Annotated in this window: 30 protein-coding genes; 13 read left to right on the forward strand and 17 right to left on the reverse strand. The window is 38.2% G+C overall.

Annotated features, from left to right (window positions below; genetic code table 11):
• Nucleotides 1-82 precede the first annotated feature (82 nt).
• On the forward strand, nucleotides 83-577 hold the full coding sequence (locus L1S31_RS08690) for an RNA polymerase sigma factor (protein WP_236464338.1): 495 nt from the start codon (nucleotides 83-85) through the stop codon (nucleotides 575-577).
• A 5-nt stretch (nucleotides 578-582) separates the two neighbouring features.
• Entirely contained in the window at nucleotides 583-1,221 is a 639-nt protein-coding gene (locus tag L1S31_RS08695) for a DUF8845 family protein (RefSeq protein ID WP_236464339.1), read from the forward strand.
• Nucleotides 1,222-1,237: 16 nt separating this feature from the next.
• Here the strand turns inward: L1S31_RS08695 and L1S31_RS08700 are convergent, their stop codons facing one another.
• Both L1S31_RS08700 and L1S31_RS08705 read right to left on the reverse strand, forming a co-directional pair.
• Entirely contained in the window at nucleotides 1,238-2,068 is an 831-nt protein-coding gene (locus L1S31_RS08700) for a lysophospholipid acyltransferase family protein (RefSeq protein WP_236464340.1), read from the reverse strand.
• A 57-nt stretch (nucleotides 2,069-2,125) separates the two neighbouring features.
• The gene (locus L1S31_RS08705; protein WP_236464341.1) at nucleotides 2,126-2,764 is read right to left on the reverse strand and encodes an NUDIX hydrolase; all 639 of its coding nucleotides are present in this window, start codon (nucleotides 2,762-2,764) and stop codon (nucleotides 2,126-2,128) included.
• A gap of 66 nt (nucleotides 2,765-2,830) precedes the next feature.
• Here L1S31_RS08705 and L1S31_RS08710 point away from each other — a divergent pair, with 66 nt between their 5' ends.
• The gene (locus L1S31_RS08710; protein ID WP_236464342.1) at nucleotides 2,831-3,274 is read left to right on the forward strand and encodes a DUF4268 domain-containing protein; all 444 of its coding nucleotides are present in this window, start codon (nucleotides 2,831-2,833) and stop codon (nucleotides 3,272-3,274) included.
• On the opposite strand, the gene L1S31_RS08715 is transcribed toward L1S31_RS08710, so the two are convergent.
• Together L1S31_RS08715 and L1S31_RS08720 are read right to left on the reverse strand one after the other, a co-directional pair.
• Nucleotides 3,271-3,567, reverse strand: a complete 297-nt coding sequence (locus tag L1S31_RS08715) for a DciA family protein (RefSeq protein WP_236464343.1) — start codon at nucleotides 3,565-3,567, stop codon at nucleotides 3,271-3,273. The genes L1S31_RS08710 and L1S31_RS08715 overlap by 4 nt on opposite strands.
• Nucleotides 3,567-3,983: a hypothetical protein gene (locus L1S31_RS08720; RefSeq protein ID WP_236464344.1), complete on the reverse strand. Its 417-nt coding sequence runs from the start codon at nucleotides 3,981-3,983 to the stop codon at nucleotides 3,567-3,569. The genes L1S31_RS08715 and L1S31_RS08720 overlap by 1 nt, the downstream gene beginning before the upstream one ends.
• Before the next feature lie 126 nt (nucleotides 3,984-4,109).
• On the opposite strand from L1S31_RS08720, the gene L1S31_RS08725 reads away from it, so the two are divergent.
• Nucleotides 4,110-5,180 (forward strand): serine hydrolase domain-containing protein, encoded by a 1,071-nt coding sequence (locus L1S31_RS08725; protein ID WP_236464345.1) that lies wholly within the window; start codon nucleotides 4,110-4,112, stop codon nucleotides 5,178-5,180.
• Here the strand turns inward: L1S31_RS08725 and L1S31_RS08730 are convergent, their stop codons facing one another.
• The 10 genes from L1S31_RS08730 to L1S31_RS08775 all read right to left on the reverse strand — a co-directional run bounded on the left by L1S31_RS08730 (nucleotide 5,181) and on the right by L1S31_RS08775 (nucleotide 10,860).
• A complete protein-coding gene (locus L1S31_RS08730) occupies nucleotides 5,181-5,372 on the reverse strand; it encodes a hypothetical protein (RefSeq protein WP_236464346.1) in 192 nt (63 codons plus the stop codon).
• 8 nt (nucleotides 5,373-5,380) lie between these two features.
• Entirely contained in the window at nucleotides 5,381-6,334 is a 954-nt protein-coding gene (gene ftsY / locus L1S31_RS08735) for a signal recognition particle-docking protein FtsY (protein ID WP_236464347.1), read from the reverse strand.
• 86 nt (nucleotides 6,335-6,420) lie between these two features.
• On the reverse strand, nucleotides 6,421-6,573 hold the full coding sequence (locus tag L1S31_RS08740) for a DUF4295 domain-containing protein (protein WP_236464348.1): 153 nt from the start codon (nucleotides 6,571-6,573) through the stop codon (nucleotides 6,421-6,423).
• Between the two features lie 27 nt (nucleotides 6,574-6,600).
• Nucleotides 6,601-6,783, reverse strand: a complete 183-nt coding sequence (gene rpmG, locus L1S31_RS08745) for a 50S ribosomal protein L33 (protein ID WP_035126304.1) — start codon at nucleotides 6,781-6,783, stop codon at nucleotides 6,601-6,603.
• A gap of 27 nt (nucleotides 6,784-6,810) precedes the next feature.
• Nucleotides 6,811-7,047 carry a 50S ribosomal protein L28 gene (rpmB, locus tag L1S31_RS08750; RefSeq protein ID WP_236464349.1) on the reverse strand — a complete coding sequence of 79 codons (237 nt, stop codon included), beginning with the start codon at nucleotides 7,045-7,047 and terminating at the stop codon, nucleotides 6,811-6,813.
• Between the two features lie 155 nt (nucleotides 7,048-7,202).
• Nucleotides 7,203-8,459: a CinA family nicotinamide mononucleotide deamidase-related protein gene (locus tag L1S31_RS08755; protein WP_236464350.1), complete on the reverse strand. Its 1,257-nt coding sequence runs from the start codon at nucleotides 8,457-8,459 to the stop codon at nucleotides 7,203-7,205.
• Between the two features lie 126 nt (nucleotides 8,460-8,585).
• Nucleotides 8,586-8,930, reverse strand: coding sequence for an Hpt domain-containing protein (locus L1S31_RS08760; RefSeq protein WP_236464351.1), 345 nt, complete (start codon nucleotides 8,928-8,930; stop codon nucleotides 8,586-8,588).
• The gene (locus tag L1S31_RS08765) at nucleotides 8,930-9,541 is read right to left on the reverse strand and encodes a fumarylacetoacetate hydrolase family protein (RefSeq protein ID WP_236464352.1); all 612 of its coding nucleotides are present in this window, start codon (nucleotides 9,539-9,541) and stop codon (nucleotides 8,930-8,932) included. The genes L1S31_RS08760 and L1S31_RS08765 overlap by 1 nt, the downstream gene beginning before the upstream one ends.
• A gap of 81 nt (nucleotides 9,542-9,622) precedes the next feature.
• Nucleotides 9,623-10,399 carry a 3'-5' exonuclease gene (locus L1S31_RS08770; protein ID WP_236464353.1) on the reverse strand — a complete coding sequence of 259 codons (777 nt, stop codon included), beginning with the start codon at nucleotides 10,397-10,399 and terminating at the stop codon, nucleotides 9,623-9,625.
• A 125-nt stretch (nucleotides 10,400-10,524) separates the two neighbouring features.
• Nucleotides 10,525-10,860 (reverse strand): helix-turn-helix domain-containing protein, encoded by a 336-nt coding sequence (locus tag L1S31_RS08775; protein ID WP_236464354.1) that lies wholly within the window; start codon nucleotides 10,858-10,860, stop codon nucleotides 10,525-10,527.
• 347 nt (nucleotides 10,861-11,207) lie between these two features.
• Here L1S31_RS08775 and L1S31_RS08780 point away from each other — a divergent pair, with 347 nt between their 5' ends.
• Nucleotides 11,208-11,675: a hypothetical protein gene (locus L1S31_RS08780; RefSeq protein WP_236464355.1), complete on the forward strand. Its 468-nt coding sequence runs from the start codon at nucleotides 11,208-11,210 to the stop codon at nucleotides 11,673-11,675.
• A gap of 48 nt (nucleotides 11,676-11,723) precedes the next feature.
• Here the strand turns inward: L1S31_RS08780 and L1S31_RS08785 are convergent, their stop codons facing one another.
• Complete coding sequence (locus tag L1S31_RS08785) at nucleotides 11,724-13,055, reverse strand: dihydrolipoamide acetyltransferase family protein (protein WP_236464356.1); 1,332 nt, start codon at nucleotides 13,053-13,055, stop codon at nucleotides 11,724-11,726.
• Between the two features lie 73 nt (nucleotides 13,056-13,128).
• Complete coding sequence (locus L1S31_RS08790; protein ID WP_236464357.1) at nucleotides 13,129-14,289, reverse strand: glycosyltransferase family 2 protein; 1,161 nt, start codon at nucleotides 14,287-14,289, stop codon at nucleotides 13,129-13,131.
• A 39-nt stretch (nucleotides 14,290-14,328) separates the two neighbouring features.
• Between L1S31_RS08790 and L1S31_RS08795 the strand changes: the two genes are divergently transcribed.
• On the forward strand, nucleotides 14,329-16,191 hold the full coding sequence (locus L1S31_RS08795; RefSeq protein ID WP_236464358.1) for an ABC-F family ATP-binding cassette domain-containing protein: 1,863 nt from the start codon (nucleotides 14,329-14,331) through the stop codon (nucleotides 16,189-16,191).
• A complete protein-coding gene (locus L1S31_RS08800) occupies nucleotides 16,191-16,970 on the forward strand; it encodes an O-methyltransferase (protein ID WP_236464359.1) in 780 nt (259 codons plus the stop codon). Before L1S31_RS08795 ends, L1S31_RS08800 begins: the two co-directional genes overlap by 1 nt.
• A gap of 76 nt (nucleotides 16,971-17,046) precedes the next feature.
• Here L1S31_RS08800 and L1S31_RS08805 read toward each other — a convergent pair whose 3' ends face one another.
• The gene (locus L1S31_RS08805) at nucleotides 17,047-17,730 is read right to left on the reverse strand and encodes a hypothetical protein (RefSeq protein ID WP_236464360.1); all 684 of its coding nucleotides are present in this window, start codon (nucleotides 17,728-17,730) and stop codon (nucleotides 17,047-17,049) included.
• A gap of 199 nt (nucleotides 17,731-17,929) precedes the next feature.
• Here L1S31_RS08805 and L1S31_RS14895 point away from each other — a divergent pair, with 199 nt between their 5' ends.
• From L1S31_RS14895 to secA, 6 genes are all read left to right on the forward strand, one after another.
• Nucleotides 17,930-18,061 (forward strand): hypothetical protein, encoded by a 132-nt coding sequence (locus L1S31_RS14895; RefSeq protein ID WP_255702228.1) that lies wholly within the window; start codon nucleotides 17,930-17,932, stop codon nucleotides 18,059-18,061.
• 72 nt (nucleotides 18,062-18,133) lie between these two features.
• On the forward strand, nucleotides 18,134-18,832 hold the full coding sequence (locus L1S31_RS08810) for an ABC transporter ATP-binding protein (protein ID WP_236464361.1): 699 nt from the start codon (nucleotides 18,134-18,136) through the stop codon (nucleotides 18,830-18,832).
• Nucleotides 18,833-18,927: 95 nt separating this feature from the next.
• The gene (locus L1S31_RS08815) at nucleotides 18,928-19,785 is read left to right on the forward strand and encodes an ATP-grasp domain-containing protein (RefSeq protein WP_236464362.1); all 858 of its coding nucleotides are present in this window, start codon (nucleotides 18,928-18,930) and stop codon (nucleotides 19,783-19,785) included.
• 21 nt (nucleotides 19,786-19,806) lie between these two features.
• The gene (locus tag L1S31_RS08820; RefSeq protein ID WP_236464363.1) at nucleotides 19,807-20,376 is read left to right on the forward strand and encodes a cob(I)yrinic acid a,c-diamide adenosyltransferase; all 570 of its coding nucleotides are present in this window, start codon (nucleotides 19,807-19,809) and stop codon (nucleotides 20,374-20,376) included.
• Nucleotides 20,377-20,549: 173 nt separating this feature from the next.
• Nucleotides 20,550-20,771: a DUF2795 domain-containing protein gene (locus L1S31_RS08825; protein WP_002986941.1), complete on the forward strand. Its 222-nt coding sequence runs from the start codon at nucleotides 20,550-20,552 to the stop codon at nucleotides 20,769-20,771.
• 95 nt (nucleotides 20,772-20,866) lie between these two features.
• Complete coding sequence (secA, locus tag L1S31_RS08830; RefSeq protein ID WP_236464364.1) at nucleotides 20,867-24,211, forward strand: preprotein translocase subunit SecA; 3,345 nt, start codon at nucleotides 20,867-20,869, stop codon at nucleotides 24,209-24,211.
• Nucleotides 24,212-24,226 lie beyond the last annotated feature (15 nt).

A 24,226-nucleotide genomic window follows, 5' to 3' on the forward strand; every position in this document is an offset into this window, starting at 1 on the left:
ACAGCACATTATTATATGACGGTATAATTTTTTATATTTTTGAGACTGTAACAAAACCACTGCTTTCTATACTAACTCGACTATGAGTGACAACCTGGAACAAATATTTGTAAAACAATTAAAGGACAATCAAAACATCATCCATAAGATATGTAGGTTGTATACCAATGATGAAGATGCACATAAGGACTTGTTTCAGGAAATTACCATCCAGTTATGGAAGGCTTTCCCCAAATTTAGAGGCGAATCTAAATTCTCAACCTGGGCTTATCGCGTGGCATTGAACACCGCGATTACACTCTACAGGAAAAGTACCCGAAATGTTGCCACAACCAGTTACGAAGGACAAAAACACTTCTTGTCCAACGACGAATACAACTTTGAGGAAGAAGAACAAATCAAGTTGATGTATCAGGCAGTGCAGCAGTTGAATGATATCGAAAAAGCGTTGGTGTTCCTTTACCTGGAAGACAAGGATTATACAGATATATCTGAAACATTGGGTATCAGCGAGGTTAACGCCCGAGTAAAAATGAACCGGATTAAAGGAAAATTAAAAAAAATATTAAATCCCTAAGGATTATGGAAGAGTTGGATTTATTAAAGAAAGCGTGGCAGAAAGACACCCACAAATTTGAGCAGGTTTCAGAAGGTGAAATCTATAAAATGCTCCATAAAAAGTCGTCTTCAATTGTAAAATGGATTTTAATCATCAGCATTGTTGAAGTCCTGTTTTGGACTGCTGTTAGTGTGATATGGAACACCGACGAGTACATGAGGAAAATACATGCCGAGAATACCATCATTTATTTTAAAGTGGTAAACTTTATCAATTATGCCGTGATTTTGTGGTTCATCTACCGTTTTTATAAAAACTACATCAAGATCTCTACGACAGCATCCACAAAACAATTAATGTACGACATTTTAAAAGCCCGTAAAACGGTTCAGTATTATGTTTGGTACAATTTGGGAATGGCAGCCCTGACCCTTATTGCAGGTTTTGCCATCCAGTTCCTTTTTAACCCAAAGATGGAATTGCTGAAAGATAAAATCGCGCACGAACAGGATCATATCCTTCTGTTCAAGACTTTAGGGATAATGCTGTTGGCAATTGTGATTTTTGTATTTATCTTCTGGGTAATCTATTTGTTGCTATACGGAATACTACTTCGAAAACTCAATACGAATTACAAGGAGTTGAAGAAAATAGATTTATAAAATAAAATCCCGGCTGTTAAGTCGGGATTTTATTTTTATCTACATGGTATTCTCTAAGCTTATTTAATCGTTCCTGTTCCTCAATTTCCTCAGCAGGAATTACCTTTAGGAACGATGGATGCTGCTCAATGGCGTATTCCACTTTTTCCACAATCTGCTCAATCGTTTCGTTTTCATAATCAATTTCCAAAGGCTCCTTGATGATGAAGGACTGCAGGATGTTCTTCTTTTTCATGCGCAGTCCCTTTTTGTCAAACGAGCGACGGAACCCGTCAATCACAATCGGAACCACAATAGGCTTGTATTGTTTGATGATATGCGCAGTTCCTTTTCGGACAGGCTTAAAGGATTTTGTCGTTCCCTGCGGAAAGGTAATCACCCAGCCATCTTCAAGCGCAATCCTGATATTTTCCGTATCATTCGGGTTTACGGCGCGTTTCTCCTCTACATCCTTTCCTCCTGCACGCCAAGTCCTTTCTACTGAAATCGAACCAACATACGACAATATCCTCGGAAGCAGTCCCGATTTCATCGTTTCACTAGCCGCAACATAATAAATATTCAACTTTGGATTCCACAAATAGCCAACATTCTTAATATTATCCTGTCTTCCGGAAAGGCTGGCATTGAATACATGGAACATGGCAACAACGTCTGCAAAATAGGTTTGGTGATTGGAAATGAACAATACATTTTTGTCCGGAAGTGAAGCAATGATTTCAGAACCGTCAATCTGCAATTCATTAAAACCTCGGTAACGACGGTGTGTGATGGCACCAAAAATACGTATCAACCACTTTTTGATGAACAGTATATGACCAAAAGGATTTCTTTTAAATAATCCCATAATTTCAATTTTATTATTCCCAATGTTTCGGGTGGCAAATCTACAAAATCTTAACCTTTATAAAACCATTTTCAATGTTTCTTTCAACTCGCTCAGCATCATGGCTGTGGCACCCCAAATAAAATGCTCATTGACTTGAAAACCAGGAACATCAATAGTATCGGCATAAGAAGTCTTAATCGGATTTGTTTTCAGGATTCCATCATCCAAAAAATCGGCTAACGGAAATTCCAACATTCCGGCCACTTCATCTTCCTGCAGTACAAACTCCAATTCCTCGTGGCTATAACCCAAAAACGGATACACCATATAATTGCTTGGCGGAATATAGACTTCAGTAAACGCACGGATGACGTTTATGGAATTGGGATGAACCCCAATTTCTTCATGGGTTTCCCTAAGTGCCGTTTGTTTCAAATCAAAATCTTCCAATTCAACTTTTCCTCCCGGAAATGCAATCTGTGAAGAATGCACTCCATTATAGGAAGTCCGAAGGATTAAAGCCAAATGGGTTTGAAATTTCTTGGGATAAAAAAGCATCATGACTGCTGCTTTTTTTGGTGTTATTTTGGTAAAATCGGTATTACGAATCAATTCTTCCCTGTTGGGCGGAACCATTTTCGCATGGGCATGCGTTGCCGGTAGCTCAACATTTAGTATTTTTGGCGCATATTTTAAAAACTCATTAAAGTGCATAACGTAGGGTTTGAAATATAAAGTTACCTCAAAAAAACAACGCATTCAAATTTTTACCAAACTAAAATGTACAGCAAAAAGGAAGCATTATTTATAAAAAAAGAATTCTGGGTTGCATTTGCATCGGTTTACCCAAGGAAATGGCTGTTGTATGATACCAAAATAAAGGATGTCACCTTTAAGTTTTATGTCGACAATAAAAAGGCACAGGTCATGCTCGACATTGAGCCGAAAGACGAAGAGTTGCGTAAAATATATTTTGAAAAAATGGAATCACTGAAGAACATCTTACTCGAGGAGTTTCTTCCTGAAGCTATTTTTGAGCGTAATTTTTATCTTGAAAATGGCAAAGTAATTAGTAGGATTTGGGTCGAAAAATTAGGTGTCAGCCTGAATAATAAAAATACCTGGGGCGAAATTTTTTCTTTTTTCAATCAGGAAATGACGAAGTTTGAATTGTTCTTTTATGAATACGAAGACTATATTAAGGATTTGGAAACCAACACTTAACGTAGGATTACATCTTTTATCACTTCCTTTCCTAATTCTTCATTAATCATCTTGATGATTTTCTGTTTACCATAACTCAGCTCTTCGCGAAGTACTGCTGAAGTCAACGAAACATATAGTGTCGTTCCTTTCAATACGACTTCTTTCGTATAACTGTTAACGCCGTTACCCATAAGCGATTTCCAGGCTTCCTGAACATCAATTTTATCCATGCCGGATTGGAGATTATTTTTTTCGATAAACTCCTTTAAAACATCACTGATGGAACTTTCGTTGCTTGTTCGTTTTGCCATTACTTAAATGAAAAAGGTTTGAATTTTTTATAGGTATATTCTAAGTTTTCTTTGTTTTTTAAGACTAAAGCCGAGTCTTGAATTGAAATGACTTCCTCTTTCCATTTCCCATACATTGTATTGTATTCGATAAAAAAGGAGTTCTTATCCTCAATGACTTTTATGTTTTCCCTGATTCCATTTGTCCTAAATTTTCCATCGAACTGTGGCATTACTTTTTGACGGAACCCTGCATTATCCTTCAATTCAAAATAATCAACCGTTTCGTTTACCTTGTAATCTTTTTTCTCGCCATTTGCCAGTCTAACCTGCTGAATTTCCCAATAACCATTAAGCTTTTTGATATCTTCCTTTGAAACATTCGAGTGACAGGAAATCAGCGTCAGGACAAAAAATAAGATTCCGATTTTTTTCATTTTTGATTTTGAATTTACCTATCGCAAATTTAATTTTAAAATCTACAAAGCGCTAGAAAATGTAAATTAAAATTTAAGCGTTAAACTATTTTATATCTTTAAAGTCCAAAGGCAAATTCTATACTAATGAGAAAAATATACTTCCTCCCAATTCTTTTACTTTTCCTTTCTTCCTGTAGCTCTGATTCCTCTTCAAATCCTGAAGAAATGTATTTTCCGCCCAATGACGGAAGTGCAACCTGGGAAACAAAATCCATTTCAGATTTAGGCTGGAATCAAAATGCCGTTCAGCCATTGCTGGATTATTTGGCATTAAAGCATTCCAAATCATTCATCATTTTGGTAAACGGAAGGATTGTAATGGAAAATTATTTCAACGGACATTCAGTAACATCGCCTTGGTATTGGGCAAGTGCCGGAAAAACACTGACTTCTACTGTAACCGGAATTGCGCAGCAGGAAGGTTTGGTAAACATCAACAATAAGGTTTCAGATTATATCGGAACCGGCTGGACGAATGAAACCCTGGCTCAGGAAAATTTGATTAACTGCAAACACCTGCTTTCGATGACATCGGGAATTGATGATTATGTAAATGGGGTTTACAGCGATGATGTTACGCCGTCAAGCCTGAATTACAAAGCTGATGCAGGAACACGCTGGGCTTACAGCAATGTATATGTAAAACTGCAGGATGTTGTAGCTTCTGCTTCGGGGCAAAGTTGGAGCAGTTATTTTAATGCAAAGCTGAGAGATCCATTAGGCATGACCGGAAGCTGGATTCAATCGGGGAACAATGTTGTTTATTGGAGCACAACCCGAAGCATGGCGCGTTTTGGATTGATGGCATTGAACAAAGGAAAATGGAATGGGAATGTTATTGTAAACGAAACTTATTTTAATGCGGCTTCTACGACTTCTCAAAATATCAATCTCGCTTATGGCTACCTTTGGTGGTTGAATGGAAAGGCTAGTTACCACATGCCTCAGGTGCAATTGGAATTTCCGGGAAGCATTATACCAACAGGTCCAAATGACATGTTTATGGCATTGGGCAAAAATGACCAGAAAATTTATGTGGTGCCCAGTAAAAAAATGGTGGTCATCAGAATGGGCGATGCTGCTGACAGTGAAAATTTAGCCCTTTCGGATTTTGACGAATCGCTTTGGGAAAAAATTTCAGCTTTGTATCAGTAATTATTTCTTCTTATCGGTATTAAGCAGTCTGATCAATCCGTAAACAAATAACAAAAAGGCAATCAATCGCAATCCCATAAAGATATTCGGGAGTGGTTTTTGGATGAAGTAGCTCAGTACCGCAATACCAAAACTTATGAGTATTAATTTTAGTGGTGATGATTCTTTAAAGAAAGAAGTAATTTTGTTCATGCTGTATCTTATTTAAAAAACGAATCTACGAATTCAAACTTATTAAAAACCTGCAAATCTTCAATGCCTTCTCCTACTCCGATATATTTCACCGGAATCTGGAATTGATCCGAAATACCAATTACAACACCACCTTTTGCTGTTCCGTCCAATTTAGTCACTGCAAGGCATGTAACTTCTGTTGCTGCAGTGAATTGTTTAGCCTGCTCAAAAGCATTCTGTCCTGTAGAACCATCCAAAACCAGCATTACATCGTGTGGTGCGTCTTCAAGCACTTTCTGCATTACCCTTTTTACTTTGGTTAATTCGTTCATCAGGTTTACTTTATTGTGCAGACGACCAGCTGTATCGATAATTACAACATCGGCATTTTGGGTAACCGCACTCTGCAAGGTATCAAATGCTACCGAAGCGGGATCGCTTCCCATTTGTTGTTTTACCAAAGGAACTCCAACCCTGTCAGCCCAAATCTGAAGTTGGTCAATCGCTGCTGCACGAAACGTATCTGCAGCACCAAGCACCACTTTATAGCCTGACTTTTTGAATTGGTTTGCCAGTTTACCAATGGTAGTTGTCTTTCCAACTCCGTTGACACCAACAACCATGATTACATAAGGTTTCTTATTGGCCGGAATTACGAATTCGGTTTCTTCTCCCGATTTTGTTTCCGAAAGCAAACCTGCGATTTCCTCACGAAGGATTTTGTTGAGTTCTTCGGTTCCCATATACTTGTCGTTGGCAACTCGCTCTTCGATTCGCTCGATAATTTTAAGGGTCGTATTTACGCCAACATCTGAAGAAACCAAAACTTCTTCCAGGTTATCTAAAACCTCGTCATCGACTTTAGATTTTCCGGCAACGGCTTTGGTTAGTTTGGATAAAAAGGAAGTACTTGATTTTTCAAGGCCTTTATCTAGGGTCTCTTTCTTTTCAGAAGAGAATATTCTTTTAAAAAAACTCATTGTTTAGTGAAAAAAGTTGAGCAAATATAAAAATAAAAAAGCTACTTCCGAATGAAAGTAGCTTAGATATATAGAGTTTGTTTGAATTATTTCTTTTTCAAGAAAGTATCTACTTCTTCTGGAGTCATAATGCTTTCAACGAAAGTATATGCACCTGTTTTTGGAGACTTAACCATTTTAATAGCTTTGGTTAATCTTTTTGAAGCTGTTTGTAACGTTGCAACGGTTTTCTTTGCCATGATTTATATCTTTAAACCCTTTCGGAATTATTTAATCTCTTTGTGAACAGTCATTCTCTTCAAGATTGGATTAAATTTTTTAATCTCTAATCTGTCTGGAGTATTTTTTTTGTTTTTGTTTGTAATGTAACGAGAAGTTCCTGGAAGTCCAGTTCCTTTGTGCTCTGTACACTCTAAAATAACCTGTATTCTATTACCTTTCTTTGCCATCTGACTTTATTTTTTTATGGTTTGGGATTATCCAATAAATCCTTTAGCTTTTGCATCTTTCAATACGGCAGCCAAACCTTTTTTATTGATTGTTTTAATTGTAGAAGCAGCTACTCTTAAAGTAACCCATCTGTCTTCTTCAGCAAGATAGAAACGTTTTTTAACTAAGTTAACAGAAAATTTTCTCTTAGTTTTGTTCATAGCGTGGGAAACGTTATTTCCTACCATCGCTTTTTTTCCTGTAAGGTCACAAACTCTTGACATTATGCTTATCTTTTATCGTTATTCAATTCGAGGGTGCAAACTTAGGAAAAATAAATCATTGAGCAAAAAAAATATTGCAGTTTTTTTTCTTTTTTTTTATTTGCTTTTTTCCGATAGTGAAGATTGCTTTTTTTGAACAAGTTTATCAACACCTTTCAGCTTAGGGCATTTTTTAAAATTTCCTTCTGCAGCATTTCCAATGCTTTATTTGCCGTTCTGTCAATCACTTTTTCACGCGGTTGTCCAAAATTAAACTCTTCCACTATAACTTCTTTTGGCGTAATCAATGCGATAAAAACGGTTCCGACTTCAGCATCAGTGTCTCCTTTGTTAGGTCCGGCATTTCCAGTTGTGGCAATTGCGTAATCGGTTTTCATTAATTTTTGTATTCCCAACGCCATTGCTTCCGCCACTTCTGCACTAACAACCGAATGCTTTTTAATAACCTCAGCATCAATGCCAAGCACCGAAATTTTGGTATCGGTAGCATAACTCACTACACTTCCCCTAAAATAATTTGAAGCTCCAGCAACCGAAGTCAGCATTTGCGCAATTTTACCTCCGGTACAGCTTTCGGCTGTGGAAATGGTTTTGCCTTGTTGCTGCAATAATTTCCCAATAACCACCTCAATCGTTTCCTCTTCATCAAAACCTACAATGATATCGCCAATGATTTTGCTCAGTGACAGCACATTTTCGGCAATCGCTTTTTTGAGCATTTCCTCATTTTCACCTCGGGCTGTTAAACGCAGGCGCACTCTTCCAGGATTGGGCAGATAAGCCAATTTGATGAATTCAGGTAAATTGTTTTCCCAGGTTTCAATTCGTTCTGCGACCATGCTTTCGCCCTGGCCATAAGTTAAAATGGTTTTGTGGACAATGTAGGGACGCTTGTATTCCTTTACAACTTTGGGAATGATTACATTGTCAACAATATATTTCATTTCAAAGGGAACTCCGGGCAATGAAATGTAAACGGTATTTTCTTTTTTCATCCACATACCTGGTGCGGTTCCAACTTTGTTGAAAAGCACTTCGCATTTGGATGGAACCAAAGCCTGGTCTTTATTCAGTTGCGTGATAGGACGTTTGTAAAAACCCTCAATCATTTCGGTTACGTGAGACAAAACATCCTGATTCACAACCAAAACGTCGTCAAAGTAATCGCAAAAGGTTTTCTTGGTGATATCATCTTTTGTTGGTCCGAGTCCGCCTGTAATGATGACCAGATCGATCTTGTTTTGTAATGATGAAAATGTATTTAGAATGTGTTGCTTGTCGTCTGAAATGGAAAGCATTTCGAGGGTTTGGACTCCAATCCTGTCCAAGGCTTTTGCGATATAACCCGAATTGGTATCCACAATTTGCCCGATTAGGATTTCGTCTCCGATTGTGACTATTGTCGCCTTCATTAAGTAGAATTTATTGTTTACAAGAAGAATATGGCTAACTAATTAGCCCCGGTTGAAGCGGTACCTTGTAAAGCGGAAAACGGGAATTACCATTACTGATAATTCCCGAACCTATCGCTTCTTATTTTATAAATCGAAATCTTTTTTGATTTCCTTTATTGCTTTGTCAACCTGGCTTTGAATGCTTTCAAAAGTGGCGTTGATTTCCTTGCGTTTTCCTTCTCTTTTTGTCCAGGCTTCCACTTCAAGTATTTCCTGATGTGCAACCGTCATTCCCAATAAATCCAATGTTGGTTTGATTTTGTGGGCATAAGCATAGGCTCTTTTATGATCCTTTTCTTTGATTCCTTCATCAATTTCCTTCATGTCGTCCGGGACTTCGGTTACAAACAAGTTGATGATTTGCATTACGAACTCTTCATCGTTGTCTGAAAGCGCGTAAACTTTTGCTAAGTTGTAGTTTATTGCCATTATTTTATGTGTAATCTTAATAGTTGTTTATTTTCTATAAATCCTTCCAGAACATCATTTGGGCTGACTTTTGCAACACCTTCGGGCGTTCCTGTAAAGATTATATCTCCTTTTTTGAGGGTGAAATATTGCGAAACATAGGAGACAATTTCGTCTATCTTCCACAACATATGGCTTGTATTTCCTTTTTGGGCAGTTGTTCCGTTTTTTTGCAATTCAAAAGTAATATTTTCAACTGAAATAAAATCTTTTTTTGGCAGAAATTCGCTAATGACTGCCGAGCCGTCAAATGCCTTGGCTTTTTCCCAAGGAAGCCCTTTTTCTTTCAGTTTGGCTTGAACATCCCTTGCCGTAAAATCGATTCCCAATCCTACTTCATCGTAGTATTTATGGGCAAATTTGGTGTCAATATATTTTCCGACCTTGCAGATTTTAACCAAAACCTCAATTTCATGATGCACGTCATTACTGAATTCGGGAATGGTAAAAGGCGTTTTCTTTGGCAGGATTGCCGTATCGGGTTTCATGAAAATCACAGGTTCGTCAGGACGCTCATTATTGAGTTCTTCAATATGATTGACATAATTTCTTCCGATGCAGATTATTTTCATAATTAAGAGAATAGAAGCAAGAAGCAAGAAGCAAGACATTCTTCAGAAATTATCTTTACTCTTTCTTCTTTGCTCTTTGTTCTAATTAAATTTATTGTTCAGTTTCCTCAATTTGATTCCGGTTAAGACTTTTTTGGTATACAAAGGAAAATCGGCGTTTTGGATCCATCCAAAATAACCCGGTTCCTTTTCAAGGACTTCATCAACCAAAGCTCCTTTGTGTTTCCCGAAAGTAAAAATCTCCTGTCCTTCCGGATTCAAGGCAATGAAACCTGCAAAGTCAACCGATTTTTTCCGTGTTGTGAATTCGGAAAGCGTTTTCATATCGTTTTCCAAATCGGTGTAGCGGTCTAATTGCGCTTTAAGGATTTCATAGGTTGCCATGGTATCTGCTTCGGCGCTGTGGGCGTTTTCCAGGCTTTCGTTACAATAGAATTTATAAGCTGCGCTTAAGGTCCTTTCCTCCTTTTTATGGAAAATCGTCTGCACATCAACCGAAACCCTGTTCTTCATGTCAAAGTCAACCTCAGCACGCAATAATTCTTCGGCCAAAAGCGGAATGTCAAAGCGATCCGAATTAAATCCGGCCAAATCAGAATCCTTAATCATTGTATGGATTTGTGAAGCCAAATCCTTAAACGTTGGTTCGTTGGCCACTTTTTCATTGGTAATGCCATGGACTGCTGTAGCAAATGCCGGAATCGGAATTGTTGGATTCACCAGCCAGGTTTTGCTTTCCTTATTGCCGTTGGGAAATACCTTGAAAATAGCAATTTCCACGATTCTGTCTTTAGCAACATCGATACCGGTGGTTTCCAAATCGAAAAAGCAAATAGGACGTGTGAGTTTTAATTCCATTTTAAAAAATTGAGTTGACAAATATAAAATATTGAAATTACCTTTAATCGATTACATTGTTTTTTTTATCTAAAAAATCCCGATTTTCGAAATCGGGATTGAATTGCAATACTATAGCTATAAATCTATTTTACATTTCCAAAACGGTTGATGATAAAATCCATTTTTTTGTTTAAATCATCAAACAAATGATTGGGCGCTTTGATGATGATTTCAAAATCATTCCCAGCAGTCTGCTTATCCGAAATTGCCTGCACATTTGAGTTTTGTACCTCTTCCAGTAAAAAATCCGTAGAAACCTCAAGTGCCATGGCCAGTTTCCGTATAAATTCGTGCTTGATGCTTTTGCCCTGTTCCCAATTTCCGATGGTCACCTGGCTTACTCCTACTAAGTGTGCCAATTCTTCCTGGGATAATTTCTTTTTCTCTCTGAAATAACGAATTTTAGTTCCGGTTGTCATTTGATTAGATTATTAAAAGATGAGTTAGTGGTTTTGTATACTAATAACGTGATAATCAAATTTTTATTGTGTAAAAAGTCTTGTTATTTTAACATTTGGCATTTATTGTTAACAGACGAGCTAAAGCCAGTACCCAACGTGCACTGGACGTTCTCCTCTTAATGTCAAATGTGTAAAAACTCTTGTTATTTTTTGGATTCAAAACAAAGTTTTTGAAGATTAGAAGAAATGTGATTAAGATTAAAAGATTGCTTGTTGGATTAACCTAATTTGAGTGGCAACTTTACTCTATAATTTTAAACAGGCTCCTCTATGCAAAGCTCTACGTAACCTTAACATTTTTCATCATGGAATCAATTTCAAAAAGTAGAGCAAAAACAAAACTCAAATCGGCATTTATTGCATTGCTGTTATGCCCAATGATGGCATTTCCGCAATCGGACGCAGTGAACATCATCAGAGGAGGCGAATTATTATTTGGAGGTTTAATTACCATTTTTAGTGCATCCAAACAGAAAAATTCGAACAGCATTTATATCGAAACGGTCTGCATCAAAAACAAACTGGAAGAAAAAATCACGTTTATCATTTCACGCCAAACCGAAGATGGTGACGAAATCAGGAAAGAGCTGGTAATTCCAAAAGACGGAAAGGAATATTTCTATGAACTGCCAAAAGGTGTTTACATCTATGAAGTACGTTTAGCAAACGATGAGATTTTTAAGAAGGGCGAATACCGTTTTGCAGAAAAGTCGACGCTCATTGTAGAAGGAGAAATAATAAAAACTCCGGTAGCTGTAGAAGCAGAAAATTAATCTCCAACCCAATAAAAAAACCCTGACGATTAGCCAGGGTTTTCTATTTTAATATTCTCTATTTGCATCAAATGCTTCCAGATAATCTGCGACGCGTTTTACAAAGCTTCCACCCAAAGCTCCATCTACAACTCTATGGTCATAAGAGTGTGAAAGGAACATCTTCTGACGGATTCCGATAAAATCACCTTCAGGAGTTTCAATCACAGCCGGCACTTTTCTGATGGCACCAAGTGCCAGGATTCCCACCTGTGGCTGATTGATGATTGGCGTTCCAAACACCGAACCGAAAGTTCCAACATTTGTCACTGTATACGTTCCGCCTTGTGTATCGTCTGGTTTTAGTTTTCCTGCCTTAGCACGGTTTCCTAAATCGTTAACGGCTTTTGCCATTCCAACCAAATTCAGTTGATCGGCATTTTTTATTACCGGAACAATAAGGTTTCCGTTTGGCAGGGCTGCTGCCATTCCAAGATTGATGTTTTTACGTTTGATGATAAACTCACCATCAACAGATATGTTCATCCCAGGGAAATCCTTCAACGCTTTGGCTACAGCTTCCATAAAGATTGGCGTAAACGTTAGTTTTTCACCTTCGCGTTTTTCGAATGCATTCTTAACGCGGTCTCTCCATTTTACGATATTCGTTACATCCACTTCAATGAAAGACTGTACGTGAGCCGAAGTCTGTACCGAAGCGACCATATAACCTGAAATCAGTTTACGCATACGGTCCATTTCTACAATCTCGTCTCCGCCATTTACTGAAACCGGAACAGCCTGAGCTGATGGAGTAGCAGGAGCTGGTGCAGCTTGAGTTGCAACCGGAGCAGCAACTTCAGGTTGGCTTCCTCTATTTTTGATATAATTTAAAATGTCTTCTTTGGTAACCCTACCATCTTTTCCAGAACCTGCAATGGTTTCCAATTCGGCTACAGAAATTCCTTCTGCAGTTGCGATGTTTTTAACTAAAGGAGAATAAAATTTGTCTGATGATTTGAAATCTGCCGGAGCAACAGCTTCTTTTGCGGCTTCAACCGTTTTTGTTACTTCAGAAACAGCAAATGGTGCAGCAGCCGTTTGCTTCGCCTGTTCGCTATCGCTCGAGTCCGCAACCGGGCTTGGTGCAGCGCTTCCGCCTTCGGTTTCAATAATAGCAATGGTCTGCCCTACTTTTACCACATCGTTTACCTGGAATAAAATTTCGGTTAAGGTTCCTGAAACTTCGCTTGGAACTTCGCTGTCTACCTTATCGGTAGCGATTTCCAGAACGGCTTCATCGGCATCAATTTTTTCGCCTACGCTTTTTAACCAATTTGTAATCGTTGCTTCCGCAACGCTTTCACCCATTTTAGGTAATTTCAATTCAAACTTTGCCATATCTGTAAACTAAAGTTGTGTTTTTCAATTTGACTGCAAAATTAATAAAAGAAAAAGCGATTATCCTGTTTTTCTATAAATTAATTACTTCGCCTCTATCGTTACTACTGTTGCTTCCAATAATAAAATTGCTTTGCATTGGTAACAGTTTAAAAGTAAACGACTTGTTTTTATGGGTTTCGAAAAAGGATATTGCTTCCTTAAGGTCTAGATAGTTGGCATCTAAAATTATCTCGGCATTTTTCCTGTTCGAAAACGTTTGCGAAAATACTATTTTTCCGTTTTCCGAAATCGTTCTTTCGACGTTTTTTTGAAGTTTGGCTTCCAATTTTTCCCTTGTCGTTTCATTATCAGAAACTAAGATATACTGAGATGGTGGTGTTTTTGCTTTTGGCTTGCCCTGAAAAAGCTTGACAACCGAAAAATAAAAAGCACCCAATCGCGCCATTAGGTTAAAAAACAACGACTGCTTAAAATGCTTGCTGTAGAAAAAGTTCAGGAAATCCCTGAAATGCTTCATGTACGTGGCATCTTTCACGGTGCTTTCTCCTTTATAATGAATGACTGTAGTTTCGGGGAAATAATAATTTTGCTTTTGCAACAATAACGTACGATAGGACAAATCTATATCATCGGCGTACATAAAGCAGTTTTCATCAAAACCTTCCAACTGATTGTACAATTCGCGTTTCATAACCATAAAGGCACCCACGAGAATATCAACTTTTCCGGTTTGATTTTCACCCAGATGCTGGGCGTAATATTTATTGAACAGTGCCGATTTCGGGAAGAATTTGTACAAACCAAAAATCTTGGTAAAGGCAACCCAAGGTGTTGGGATTCCGCGTTTGCTTTCGGGTAAAAAGTTTCCGGTTCCATCGATTAATTTACAACCAACAATCCCTAAATCGCTTTTACTTTTGGCGAAAGCCAGAACCTTTTCAAAGGTATCTTCGGCAACTACCGTATCGGGGTTTAAAATGCAGATATATTCTCCTTTGGCTTCCCTTACCGCAATGTTATTCCCTTTTGGGAAACCCGAGTTTTCGGTATTTTCAATCAGTTTGATATGAGGAAAACGCTGTTTCATCATCGCGCAGCTGTCATCAGAAGAATTGTTATCGATGACAATGATTTCGGCTTCGATATTCTGAATGGCTTTTTGTGCACTCAAAACACAGAGCTCCAAAAAGTAGCGCACATTATAATTAAGGATGATAACCGATAGTTGCATTTGACAAATATAATCTACTTTTGCAAAAAATTGTTACCCGTGAATTACCTTTCAGTAGAAAACATATCGAAGTCGTTTGGCGAAAGAACCTTATTTAAGGACATTTCCTTTGGAATCAACAAAGATCAGAAAATTGCCTTCATTGCCAAAAACGGTTCGGGAAAAACCCAAATCATGAGAATGATAAATGGCGATGACGAACCGGATACGGGTCAGATTGTAATCCGCAAAGGTTTGAAAATGGCCTTTCTTTCCCAAAACAACCAGCTTCAGGATGAATTGACGATTGAAGAAAGTATTTTTGCTTCGGATAATGAGATTCTGCATATCATTGAGCGTTATGAAAAGGCATTGGAAAATCCCGAAGACGAGGAAAAATACCAATTGGCTTTTGACGAAATGGACAGCCACAACGCTTGGGATTTTGAAACGCAGTTCAAGCAAATCTTATCCAAACTGAAATTAGATGATTTAAAACTAAAAGTAAAATCGCTTTCCGGAGGACAGAAAAAACGTTTGTCTTTGGCTATAATCCTAATCAATCGTCCTGATTTACTGATATTGGATGAGCCTACGAATCACTTGGATCTGGAGATGATTGAATGGCTGGAAAGTTATTTTGCAAAGGAAAACATCACGTTGTTTATGGTAACGCACGACCGGTTTTTCCTGGAACGCGTTTGCAATGAAATCATCGAATTGGACAACGGGAAAATGTATTCGTATAAAGGAAACTACTCCTATTACCTTCAAAAGAAAGAAGAACGCATTGCGATGGAAAATGCTACGGTTGATAAGGCTCAGAACCTTTTTGTAAAGGAATTGGCCTGGATGCGACGCCAGCCTAAGGCACGAACCACCAAATCGAAATCGCGACAGGATGACTTTTATAAAATCAAGGCAGTTGCCGAAAGCCGTAGAAAGGAAAATGTGGTAGAGCTCGAAATCAATATGGAGCGCATGGGCAGCAAGATCATTGAGCTTCACAAACTGTATAAAAAATTTAAGGACCGTGTAATCCTTGAGAATTTCAGTTACGATTTCCAACGAGGCGAACGCATTGGAATCATTGGAAAAAACGGAACCGGAAAATCAACATTCCTGAATATCCTAACCAAAACGATGGTTCCCGATGCAGGGAAGGTCGTTATTGGTGATACGATAAAAGTGGGTTATTACACCCAAAGCGGTATCAATCCGAAACCCGGACAGAAAGTCATCGATATCATTAAGGAATATGGAGAATACATTCCGCTTACAAAAGGGAAGATTATTTCGGCTTCGCAGTTATTGGAACGTTTCTTATTTGATGCGAAAAAGCAATATGATTTTGTTGAAAAACTGAGTGGTGGCGAGTTGAAACGACTGTATTTGTGTACGGTTTTGATTCAGAATCCGAATTTTTTGATTCTCGATGAGCCTACGAATGATTTGGATATTGTGACTTTGAATGTTTTGGAAAGTTTCCTTTTGGATTATCCCGGATGTTTGTTGGTGGTTTCGCACGACCGATATTTTATGGATAAGATTGTAGACCATTTGTTCATTTTCAGAGGTGAAGGGCAGATTGAGGATTTCCCTGGGAATTATTCCGATTTCCGTGCTTATGAAGATTCGGCTGAGCCAAAAAACCTTAACAATGTTTCTACAGAAAAAACCAACTGGAAACAAAACAGCACGACTTCTACTGGTTTGAATTTCAATGAACAAAAGGAATTCAACAAGATTGAGCGCGAAATAAAGGATTTGGAATACGAGAAAAAGCAAATCGAAAACCAATTTGCAGAAGGAAAGGTTGCCGATGCCGATATTACCCCGAAAGCAAAGGAATTGGAATCCATCATTAAAAAACTCGAAGAAAAGGAAGAGCGTTGGTTTGAGCTTTCTTCAAAAATGGAATAATGTTTTTCATCATAAAATCATATCTGAAATTCCTTTGGAACTCCAAAAACGAACACGGAGTGCATTCGCCATTCGTATTTTCATTAGTGACCAAATGTTTTTATGACAAGAAGAAATATCCCGAATATTCAATCCTGAAAAAGTACAGGAATTCACTTTTATCTAACAAAAAAAAAATTGAAGTAACCGATTTTGGAGCTGGTTCCAGGGTTTTTAAAAGCAACAAAAGAGCTATAAACCAGATTGCATGTAATGCTGGAATCTCAGAGAAACGAGCGCAATTATTATATAGGATTACGAATTATTTCCAACCGGAAAATATCCTGGAAATAGGTACATCTTTAGGCTTGGCAACATCTGCCCTATCTTTAGGAAACAAAAACGCTAAAATCACAACATTGGAAGGCTGCGCTGAAACAAGTTCAGTTGCTAAAAATCAGTTTGAAGAATTCAATTTAAATAACATTCGAACCGAGGTAACCGAATTTTCCGCCTATTTAAAAGAATTTAATCGTATATCGTCCATCGTAAATCTTATATATTTTGATGGTAATCATTCCAAAAAAGCAACATTGGATTATTTCGAATTATTATTACCAACAATTACTAACGATAGTGTTTGGATTTTTGATGACATCCATTGGTCAAAAGACATGGAAGGAGCTTGGGAAATAATCAAAGGGCATTCAAAAGTTACGGCCACAATTGATACGTTTCAATGGGGAATTGTTTTCTTCAGGCACGAGCAGCCTAAAGAGCATTTTTTGATTAGAATATAAAGAAAGAAATGGCGGCCATCCCTGCCCGCCATTTCTCATTAAAAACCAACTTTATCTTTATTTCAACTTTATATCCTTATTTTGCTTCCTCTTTGGCTTCAGTATTTTCTCTTGCTTTAGCACCAATCCTGTTTACCTTGAACATAGGGGCAAATCTGAATTTTATAGAGGCAATCTTGTTGTTGTCTTCAGAAGACAAACCTTCTTTTTCAACTGTGTTTTTTCTGGCATCCAATGCTTCATAAAGCAATTTCACTTCATCATAATCTTCTCTTGAGAATTCTCCTTTATGTTTTTCATAAGAATCTAAAAAGTTTTGATACGTCTGCAAAATGTTATCTTTGTTAACCCATGAGAAATCCATGTCTTCACCTACTTTATCTGCACCAAAGAAAATATCTCTTACTTTTTGATTTGGTGTTTTAGGTTTTGCTTCTGCAGCGGCCGCAGCTGCTTCTGCTTCGTATTTGGCTTTTAAGGCTTCATACTTTGCTTTACTCGCTGCCATTTTTTCTCTCCAGGCTTCATTGTCGGCTGCAGATGCTTCGGCTGCAGAAACTCTTGCCTGGTATTCGGCATCAATTGCTGTCCAATTGGCTTTGGCATCATCAGCCGCTACATTTCCAACCGAGTCTACATAGACTACATAATTATTAACTGATTTTTCGGCTTGTTCAGCTTTTTCATCTTTGCAGGATGTGAATGATAAAACTGCTGTCAGCGTTCCGAGGATTCCAAGGGTAAATAGATTCTTTTTCATGATATTGTTATTAGTTAATATTTGTTTGGTTATTTGTATGATGTAAAATTATAGGGTTTAGAAGGGCGGGTTGTTACACCATTTCACAAAGGTTTTACAGAATTGCAACATCTTGATTATAAAAACCCGCTTTAAGCCTTGCCAATTGTAACAATTCCCGTAACAAACCTACTTATGGCTATAACTTAAAATTTATGTTATGGAAACTCAGGGCTTCTTAAAATCGAAAGCATACAAGATTTTGTTGGGAATGGTTGTCGTATTCAGTGCAATTATGCTGGCAAAATTCGGATACCTATTTGGTCAGTGGCTGCATCAGCTTATAAATTAATTTTCTTTTCTTACTTTTACGCACCAAGACCTTTAAGGTTTATTATCAAAGTAAAAAAATCATCATCAAAAAATGGCTAAACCATTAATAAACATCAAAAAATTAAAGCGCGATTTCCAACTTGGAAATGAAATCATCAACGTTTTAAAAGGCATTGATTTAAATATAGATAAAGGAGAGTATGTTGCTTTAATGGGACCATCAGGTTCAGGAAAGTCAACCCTAATGAATCTTTTAGGCTGTTTGGATACGCCAACATCGGGTACTTATATATTAAACGGAAACGATGTAAGTCAGATGCATGATGACGATTTGGCCGAAATCCGAAACAAGGAGATTGGTTTTGTTTTCCAGACTTTTAATCTTTTGCCACGAACTACGGCACTTGACAATGTGGCATTACCGATGATTTATGCCGGATATTCCAAAGCAGAAAGAAACGAACGCGCCACTGAAGTACTGACTCAGGTAAACCTTTCTGACAGAATGGACCATCAGCCCAACCAGCTTTCGGGCGGACAACGCCAGCGTGTTGCCATTGCAAGGGCTTTGGTCAACAAACCTTCAATCATTTTGGCTGACGAACCAACAGGAAACCTTGACAGTAAAACTTCGGTTGAAATCATGAATCTTTTTAACGACATCCACAAAAATGGCAATACGGTAATCCTGGTAACCCATGAAGAAGACATTGCCAAATATGCGCACCGTATCATACGTTTACGCGACGGAATGATTGAAAGCGATAACCCAAATCCGGATCACTTATAGGATTGGATGTTTGCGATATTTGTCTGGAATTTGTCCGACAAGGATTCGGCAAAACCTCTATTTTTGATTCGACAAAACCTGAACAAAATACCGCTATGAAAATTGCATTGTTAACCTGTGAAGCGCTTCCAGGACTTTACCAAACCGACCAATTGTTAATCCCAGAACTGGCCGAGCATAATATCGATGCCCGAGCAGCCATTTGGGATGACAAGACTATTGACTGGAACGAATTTGATTATCTGGTTTTTAGGAATACCTGGGACTATTTTGAAAAAGAAGTCCGATTCAATGCGTGGCTTGATTATATTCAGCAATCGGGAATCAAAACCCTGAACGCCATTGAAATCATTCAAAGGAACAAGCACAAATTCTATCTTCGGGATTTAGAGCAGCAGGGAATTAAAATACTGCCCACTGTTTTTATAGATAAAACCCCTGAATTGGATTTGGCTCAGTTAATTCCGAATCATTGGGAAAAGGCTGTGATAAAACCTGCCTATTCCGGAGGTTCCTATCTTACTGAAGTTTTTGAAATCAACCAGCAGCAGCAAATCAATCTGCAATACCGGCATATAGCTGCCCAAAAAGAGCTTTTGCTGCAGGAATTCAGGCCTGAAATTGTTTCAGAAGGTGAAACTTCCTTTATCTTTTTCAACAAAAGGTTTTCGCATTGCGTCAATAAAAAACCTGCTCAAGGCGATTTTAGGGTTCAGATTCAATTTGGCGGAAACTATACTCCTATTCAACCAAGCCAGGATTTAATAAACCAGGCGCAGAAAGTTGTCGATACATTCAAGGAAAAATTATTGTATGCCAGAGTTGACGGAATCATAATGGACAATCAGCTCTACCTGATGGAAATAGAATGCATAGAACCCGATTTATATTTTAGCCAATCGGCAGATGCACAAAGTAAATTTGTAAATGCTTTATTAGAATTAATACATTAATTTTGATGAAAATATTTTAAGATGAAAGTCTATACTAAAACCGGCGACAAAGGAACCACAGCTCTTTTTGGTGGAACCCGTGTCCCAAAACACCATATCCGCATTGAAAGCTACGGAACCGTTGACGAACTCAATTCGCATATAGGTCTAATCCGCGACCAGGAAATCAATACTTTGTATAAGAATGTGCTGATTGAGGTACAGGACCGATTATTCACCGTAGGTGCAATCCTCGCAACACCGCCAGAAAAGGAAACACTTAAAAATGGTCAGCCTCGACTACAAAATTTGGGAATCGTTGAAACCGATATCGAATTTTTGGAAAAGGAAATCGACTCAATGGAAGATTCTTTGCCACAAATGACACACTTTGTTTTGCCTGGTGGACATACTACGGTGTCATATTGTCATATAGCACGCTGTGTGTGCCGTAGAGCCGAGCGTTTAGCCGTACATTTACACGAATTGGAACCAACAGATGAGCTTGTTATTAAGTACCTGAACCGACTTTCTGACTACCTTTTCGTGTTGGCACGGAAGTTGTCATTTGACCTGCACGCCGATGAAGTGCAATGGATACCACGAAAGTAGCATCTGTAAAATTTAGTAAGGAATTTTTTGTTTAAGAATCATTTGAATACTAAAAAACAAAGCACTGAACACGCGCTAAACCACGTTCTTAAACATATTTAAAAATAAATCAAAAAAAACTTGACTTTTTCAGTATAAAATTTATTTTTGCATAATATTAAAAATCATAGAAGATGTATTGGACATTAGAATTAGCCTCGTATTTAAGCGATGCGCCTTGGCCAGCAACCAAAGATGAACTTATTGATTATGCTATAAGAACTGGTGCTCCACTAGAAGTAGTAGAGAATTTACAATCTATAGAAGACGAAGGAGAAATCTACGAATCTATGGAAGAAATTTGGCCAGATTATCCAACTGACGAAGATTATCTTTGGAACGAGGATGAATATTAAAAAATATTACAATTACACCAAGAGAAAAGTCCATTGAGGGCTTTTTTTTTGTTTAAATTTGCACACCTTAAAAAATTATAATACCAACTTAAATTATGAGTTTCATAAATACCATCATTAAAGCTTTTGTAGGCGATAAATCCCAAAAGGATGTCAAAGCCACTCAACCCTATATCAACAAAATAAAATCCTTAGAACCAGTTTTGGCAGCTCTTTCACACGATGAGCTAAGAGCTAAGACTGCTGAATTCAAGCAAAAAATAAAACAAGCCCGCGCGAAGCAGGATGCAGATATTGAGGCCAAAAAACTGGAAGCTGAAAATACAGCCGATATCGATTTAAGGGAAGACATCTACAATGCTATTGATGCGCTTGAAAAAGAAGCTTATGATATTTCCGAAAAAGTATTGTTGGAAATCCTTCCGGAAGCTTTTGCCGTAATCAAGGAAACCGCAAGACGTTTTAAGGAAAACGCAACAATTACAGTTACTTCAACTGAAAAAGACAGAGAACTTTCTGCTACAAAACCCTATATTACTTTAGTTGGCGATCAAACCAATTGGGCAAACCAATGGAATGCTGCCGGTAAGGAAATCACGTGGGACATGATTCACTACGATGTTCAATTGATTGGTGGTATCGTGCTTCACGAAGGTAAAATTGCCGAGATGCAGACAGGTGAAGGAAAAACCCTTGTGGCTACACTTCCACTCTACTTAAATGCATTGACTGGAAACGGGGTTCACCTGGTAACAGTAAACGACTATCTTGCAAAACGTGACAGTACCTGGAAAGCGCCTTTGTTCGAGTTCCACGGAATTACTGTTGACTGTATTGATAATCACTCGCCAAACTCCGATGCGCGTAGAAAAGCTTATGAAGCGGATATCACTTACGGAACCAATAACGAATTTGGTTTCGACTACTTACGTGATAATATGGCGCATTCGCCGGAAGATTTGGTTCAAAGAAAACACAACTATGCGATTGTCGACGAGGTGGATTCGGTATTGATTGATGATGCCAGAACACCATTGATTATTTCAGGACCAGTTCCAGATGGCGACCGTCATGAGTTTAATGAACTGAAGCCAAAAATCGAAAACCTATACAATTTACAACGCCAGTTGGCAAACGGATTCTTAACCGAAGCCAAACGTTTGTTCAAAGAAGGAAACAATAAGGATGCAGGTTTCCAATTGTTGAGAGCTTATAGAGCACTGCCTAAAAATAAAGCCCTAATCAAATTCTTAAGTGAAGAAGGTGTAAAAGCACTTTTACAAAAAACAGAAAACGAATACATGGAGAACAACAACCGCAAAATGCCGGAAGTTGATGAAGCCTTGTATTTCGTAATCGAAGAGAAAAACAATCAGGTTGAACTATCAGATAACGGAATCAAATTCCTTTCACAGGATACAGATGAGAATTTCTTCGTTTTACCAGATATCGGAACTGAAATTGCCAATATCGAGAAACAAAACCTTGAAAAAGATAAGGAAGCAGAAGCCAAGGAAAAATTATTCCAGGATTTCGGTGTGAAATCGGAACGAATCCATACGCTTACACAATTATTGAAAGCTTACACGCTGTTCGAAAAGGATGTAGAATATGTAATCATGGACAACAAGATTTTGATTGTCGATGAGCAGACAGGACGTATCATGGATGGCCGTCGTTATTCAGACGGACTGCACCAGGCAATTGAAGCCAAAGAGCAGGTTACGATTGAAGCAGCAACTCAAACATTTGCTACGATTACGTTACAAAACTATTTCCGTATGTACAGCAAGCTCGCTGGTATGACCGGAACCGCTGTAACTGAAGCAGGAGAACTTTGGGAAATCTATAAACTGGATGTTGTTGAAATCCCAACCAATCGTGGAATTTCAAGACAGGATAAGGAAGATTTGATCTACCGTTCGGTTCGTGAAAAATTCAACGCGGTTATTGAAGATGTAACCCAATTGTCTCAGGCTGGAAGACCGGTTCTTATCGGAACAACTTCTGTAGAGATTTCAGAATTATTAAGCCGAATGCTGAAAATACGCGGTGTAAACCACAACGTACTGAACGCAAAAATGCACAAAAAAGAAGCAGAAATTGTTGCTGAAGCAGGTAAACCCGGAGTAGTAACCATCGCAACCAATATGGCTGGTCGTGGAACCGATATCAAGCTTACGCCAGAAGTTAAAGCTGCCGGTGGATTGGCAATCATTGGTACAGAGCGTCACGATTCGCGTCGTGTTGACCGTCAGTTGAGAGGTCGTGCCGGTCGTCAGGGAGATCCGGGAAGTTCACAGTTTTATGTGTCTTTGGAAGATAACCTGATGCGTTTATTCGGTTCTGACCGTGTGGCGAAAATCATGGACCGAATGGGATTGAAGGAAGGTGAGGTAATCCAGCATTCAATGATGACCAAGTCAATTGAAAGAGCTCAGAAAAAAGTAGAGGAAAACAACTTCGGAACCCGTAAACGTTTATTGGAATACGATGATGTAATGAATGCGCAACGTGAAGTCGTTTACAAACGTCGTCGCCATGCATTGCACGGAGAACGTTTGAAACTCGACATCGCCAATATGATGTATGATACCTGTGAATTAATTGTAAGCGAAAATAAAGGAACGAACGATTTCAAGAACTTTGAGTTTGAATTGATTCGTTATTTCTCGATAACTTCTCCGATTTCGTCAACGGAATTTGAGAAATTATCCGAAATGGAAATCACCGGTAAGGTATACAAAGCTGCAATGGCTTATTATACTGAAAAAACCGAAAGAAGTGCACGTGAAGCCCTGCCTATCATTACTGATGTTTACAAAAAGGAAGGCAATACATTTGAAAGGATCATCGTTCCGTTCTCGGATGGAATCAAAAGCTTGAATGTCGTAACCGATTTGAAAAAAGCATACGATACACAAGGAGCACAATTGGTAGCTGATTTCGAAAAAAACATCACGCTTGCAATTGTTGATGAAGCCTGGAAAAAGCACTTACGCAAAATGGACGAATTGAAACAATCGGTTCAATTGGCAGTTCATGAGCAAAAAGACCCATTGCTAATCTACAAACTCGAAGCTTTTAACCTGTTTAGAAGCATGCTGGATGGGGTTAACAAAGAAGTAATCTCTTTCTTGTTCAAAGGTGATTTGCCGCAACAGCAAAATATACAGGAAGCAAGACAAGTTCGTGAAAAACAGAATTATACTGAAAGCAAAGACGAAATCGAAAGTAGCGAAAGTGCAAACCGTCAGGCTGGAGAAGCTGCTTCCCAACGTCCTCAGGTTACTGAAACCATCGTTCGTGAGCAGCCAAAAATCAACCGTAATGACAATGTTACCATTAAACACGTTATGAGTGGCAAAACGGAATCCATGAAATACAAAAAAGCTGAAAGCATGATTGCTTCCGGTGAATGGGTTATCGTCCACGAATAAAAGAACATAACCTTT

The sequence above is a fragment of the Flavobacterium wongokense genome (assembly GCF_021608265.1).
GTDB lineage: Bacteria > Bacteroidota > Bacteroidia > Flavobacteriales > Flavobacteriaceae > Flavobacterium > Flavobacterium wongokense.

Excerpts from the sequence above, each read along its gene's own strand:
- L1S31_RS08690 (WP_236464338.1), top strand. The coding sequence starts at position 83 with ATGAGTGACAACCTGGAACAAATATTTGTAAAACAATTAAAGGACAAT.
- L1S31_RS08695 (WP_236464339.1), top strand. The coding sequence starts at position 583 with ATGGAAGAGTTGGATTTATTAAAGAAAGCGTGGCAGAAAGACACCCAC.
- L1S31_RS08700 (WP_236464340.1), bottom strand. The coding sequence starts at position 2,068 with ATGGGATTATTTAAAAGAAATCCTTTTGGTCATATACTGTTCATCAAA.
- L1S31_RS08705 (WP_236464341.1), bottom strand. The coding sequence starts at position 2,764 with ATGCACTTTAATGAGTTTTTAAAATATGCGCCAAAAATACTAAATGTT.
- L1S31_RS08710 (WP_236464342.1), top strand. The coding sequence starts at position 2,831 with ATGTACAGCAAAAAGGAAGCATTATTTATAAAAAAAGAATTCTGGGTT.
- L1S31_RS08715 (WP_236464343.1), bottom strand. The coding sequence starts at position 3,567 with ATGGCAAAACGAACAAGCAACGAAAGTTCCATCAGTGATGTTTTAAAG.
- L1S31_RS08720 (WP_236464344.1), bottom strand. The coding sequence starts at position 3,983 with ATGAAAAAAATCGGAATCTTATTTTTTGTCCTGACGCTGATTTCCTGT.
- L1S31_RS08725 (WP_236464345.1), top strand. The coding sequence starts at position 4,110 with ATGAGAAAAATATACTTCCTCCCAATTCTTTTACTTTTCCTTTCTTCC.
- L1S31_RS08730 (WP_236464346.1), bottom strand. The coding sequence starts at position 5,372 with ATGAACAAAATTACTTCTTTCTTTAAAGAATCATCACCACTAAAATTA.
- ftsY (WP_236464347.1), bottom strand. The coding sequence starts at position 6,334 with ATGAGTTTTTTTAAAAGAATATTCTCTTCTGAAAAGAAAGAGACCCTA.
- L1S31_RS08740 (WP_236464348.1), bottom strand. The coding sequence starts at position 6,573 with ATGGCAAAGAAAACCGTTGCAACGTTACAAACAGCTTCAAAAAGATTA.
- rpmG (WP_035126304.1), bottom strand. The coding sequence starts at position 6,783 with ATGGCAAAGAAAGGTAATAGAATACAGGTTATTTTAGAGTGTACAGAG.
- rpmB (WP_236464349.1), bottom strand. The coding sequence starts at position 7,047 with ATGTCAAGAGTTTGTGACCTTACAGGAAAAAAAGCGATGGTAGGAAAT.
- L1S31_RS08755 (WP_236464350.1), bottom strand. The coding sequence starts at position 8,459 with ATGAAGGCGACAATAGTCACAATCGGAGACGAAATCCTAATCGGGCAA.
- L1S31_RS08760 (WP_236464351.1), bottom strand. The coding sequence starts at position 8,930 with ATGGCAATAAACTACAACTTAGCAAAAGTTTACGCGCTTTCAGACAAC.
- L1S31_RS08765 (WP_236464352.1), bottom strand. The coding sequence starts at position 9,541 with ATGAAAATAATCTGCATCGGAAGAAATTATGTCAATCATATTGAAGAA.
- L1S31_RS08770 (WP_236464353.1), bottom strand. The coding sequence starts at position 10,399 with ATGGAATTAAAACTCACACGTCCTATTTGCTTTTTCGATTTGGAAACC.
- L1S31_RS08775 (WP_236464354.1), bottom strand. The coding sequence starts at position 10,860 with ATGACAACCGGAACTAAAATTCGTTATTTCAGAGAGAAAAAGAAATTA.
- L1S31_RS08780 (WP_236464355.1), top strand. The coding sequence starts at position 11,208 with ATGGAATCAATTTCAAAAAGTAGAGCAAAAACAAAACTCAAATCGGCA.
- L1S31_RS08785 (WP_236464356.1), bottom strand. The coding sequence starts at position 13,055 with ATGGCAAAGTTTGAATTGAAATTACCTAAAATGGGTGAAAGCGTTGCG.
- L1S31_RS08790 (WP_236464357.1), bottom strand. The coding sequence starts at position 14,289 with ATGCAACTATCGGTTATCATCCTTAATTATAATGTGCGCTACTTTTTG.
- L1S31_RS08800 (WP_236464359.1), top strand. The coding sequence starts at position 16,191 with ATGTTTTTCATCATAAAATCATATCTGAAATTCCTTTGGAACTCCAAA.
- L1S31_RS08805 (WP_236464360.1), bottom strand. The coding sequence starts at position 17,730 with ATGAAAAAGAATCTATTTACCCTTGGAATCCTCGGAACGCTGACAGCA.
- L1S31_RS14895 (WP_255702228.1), top strand. The coding sequence starts at position 17,930 with ATGGAAACTCAGGGCTTCTTAAAATCGAAAGCATACAAGATTTTGTTG.
- L1S31_RS08810 (WP_236464361.1), top strand. The coding sequence starts at position 18,134 with ATGGCTAAACCATTAATAAACATCAAAAAATTAAAGCGCGATTTCCAA.
- L1S31_RS08815 (WP_236464362.1), top strand. The coding sequence starts at position 18,928 with ATGAAAATTGCATTGTTAACCTGTGAAGCGCTTCCAGGACTTTACCAA.
- L1S31_RS08820 (WP_236464363.1), top strand. The coding sequence starts at position 19,807 with ATGAAAGTCTATACTAAAACCGGCGACAAAGGAACCACAGCTCTTTTT.
- L1S31_RS08825 (WP_002986941.1), top strand. The coding sequence starts at position 20,550 with ATGTATTGGACATTAGAATTAGCCTCGTATTTAAGCGATGCGCCTTGG.
- secA (WP_236464364.1), top strand. The coding sequence starts at position 20,867 with ATGAGTTTCATAAATACCATCATTAAAGCTTTTGTAGGCGATAAATCC.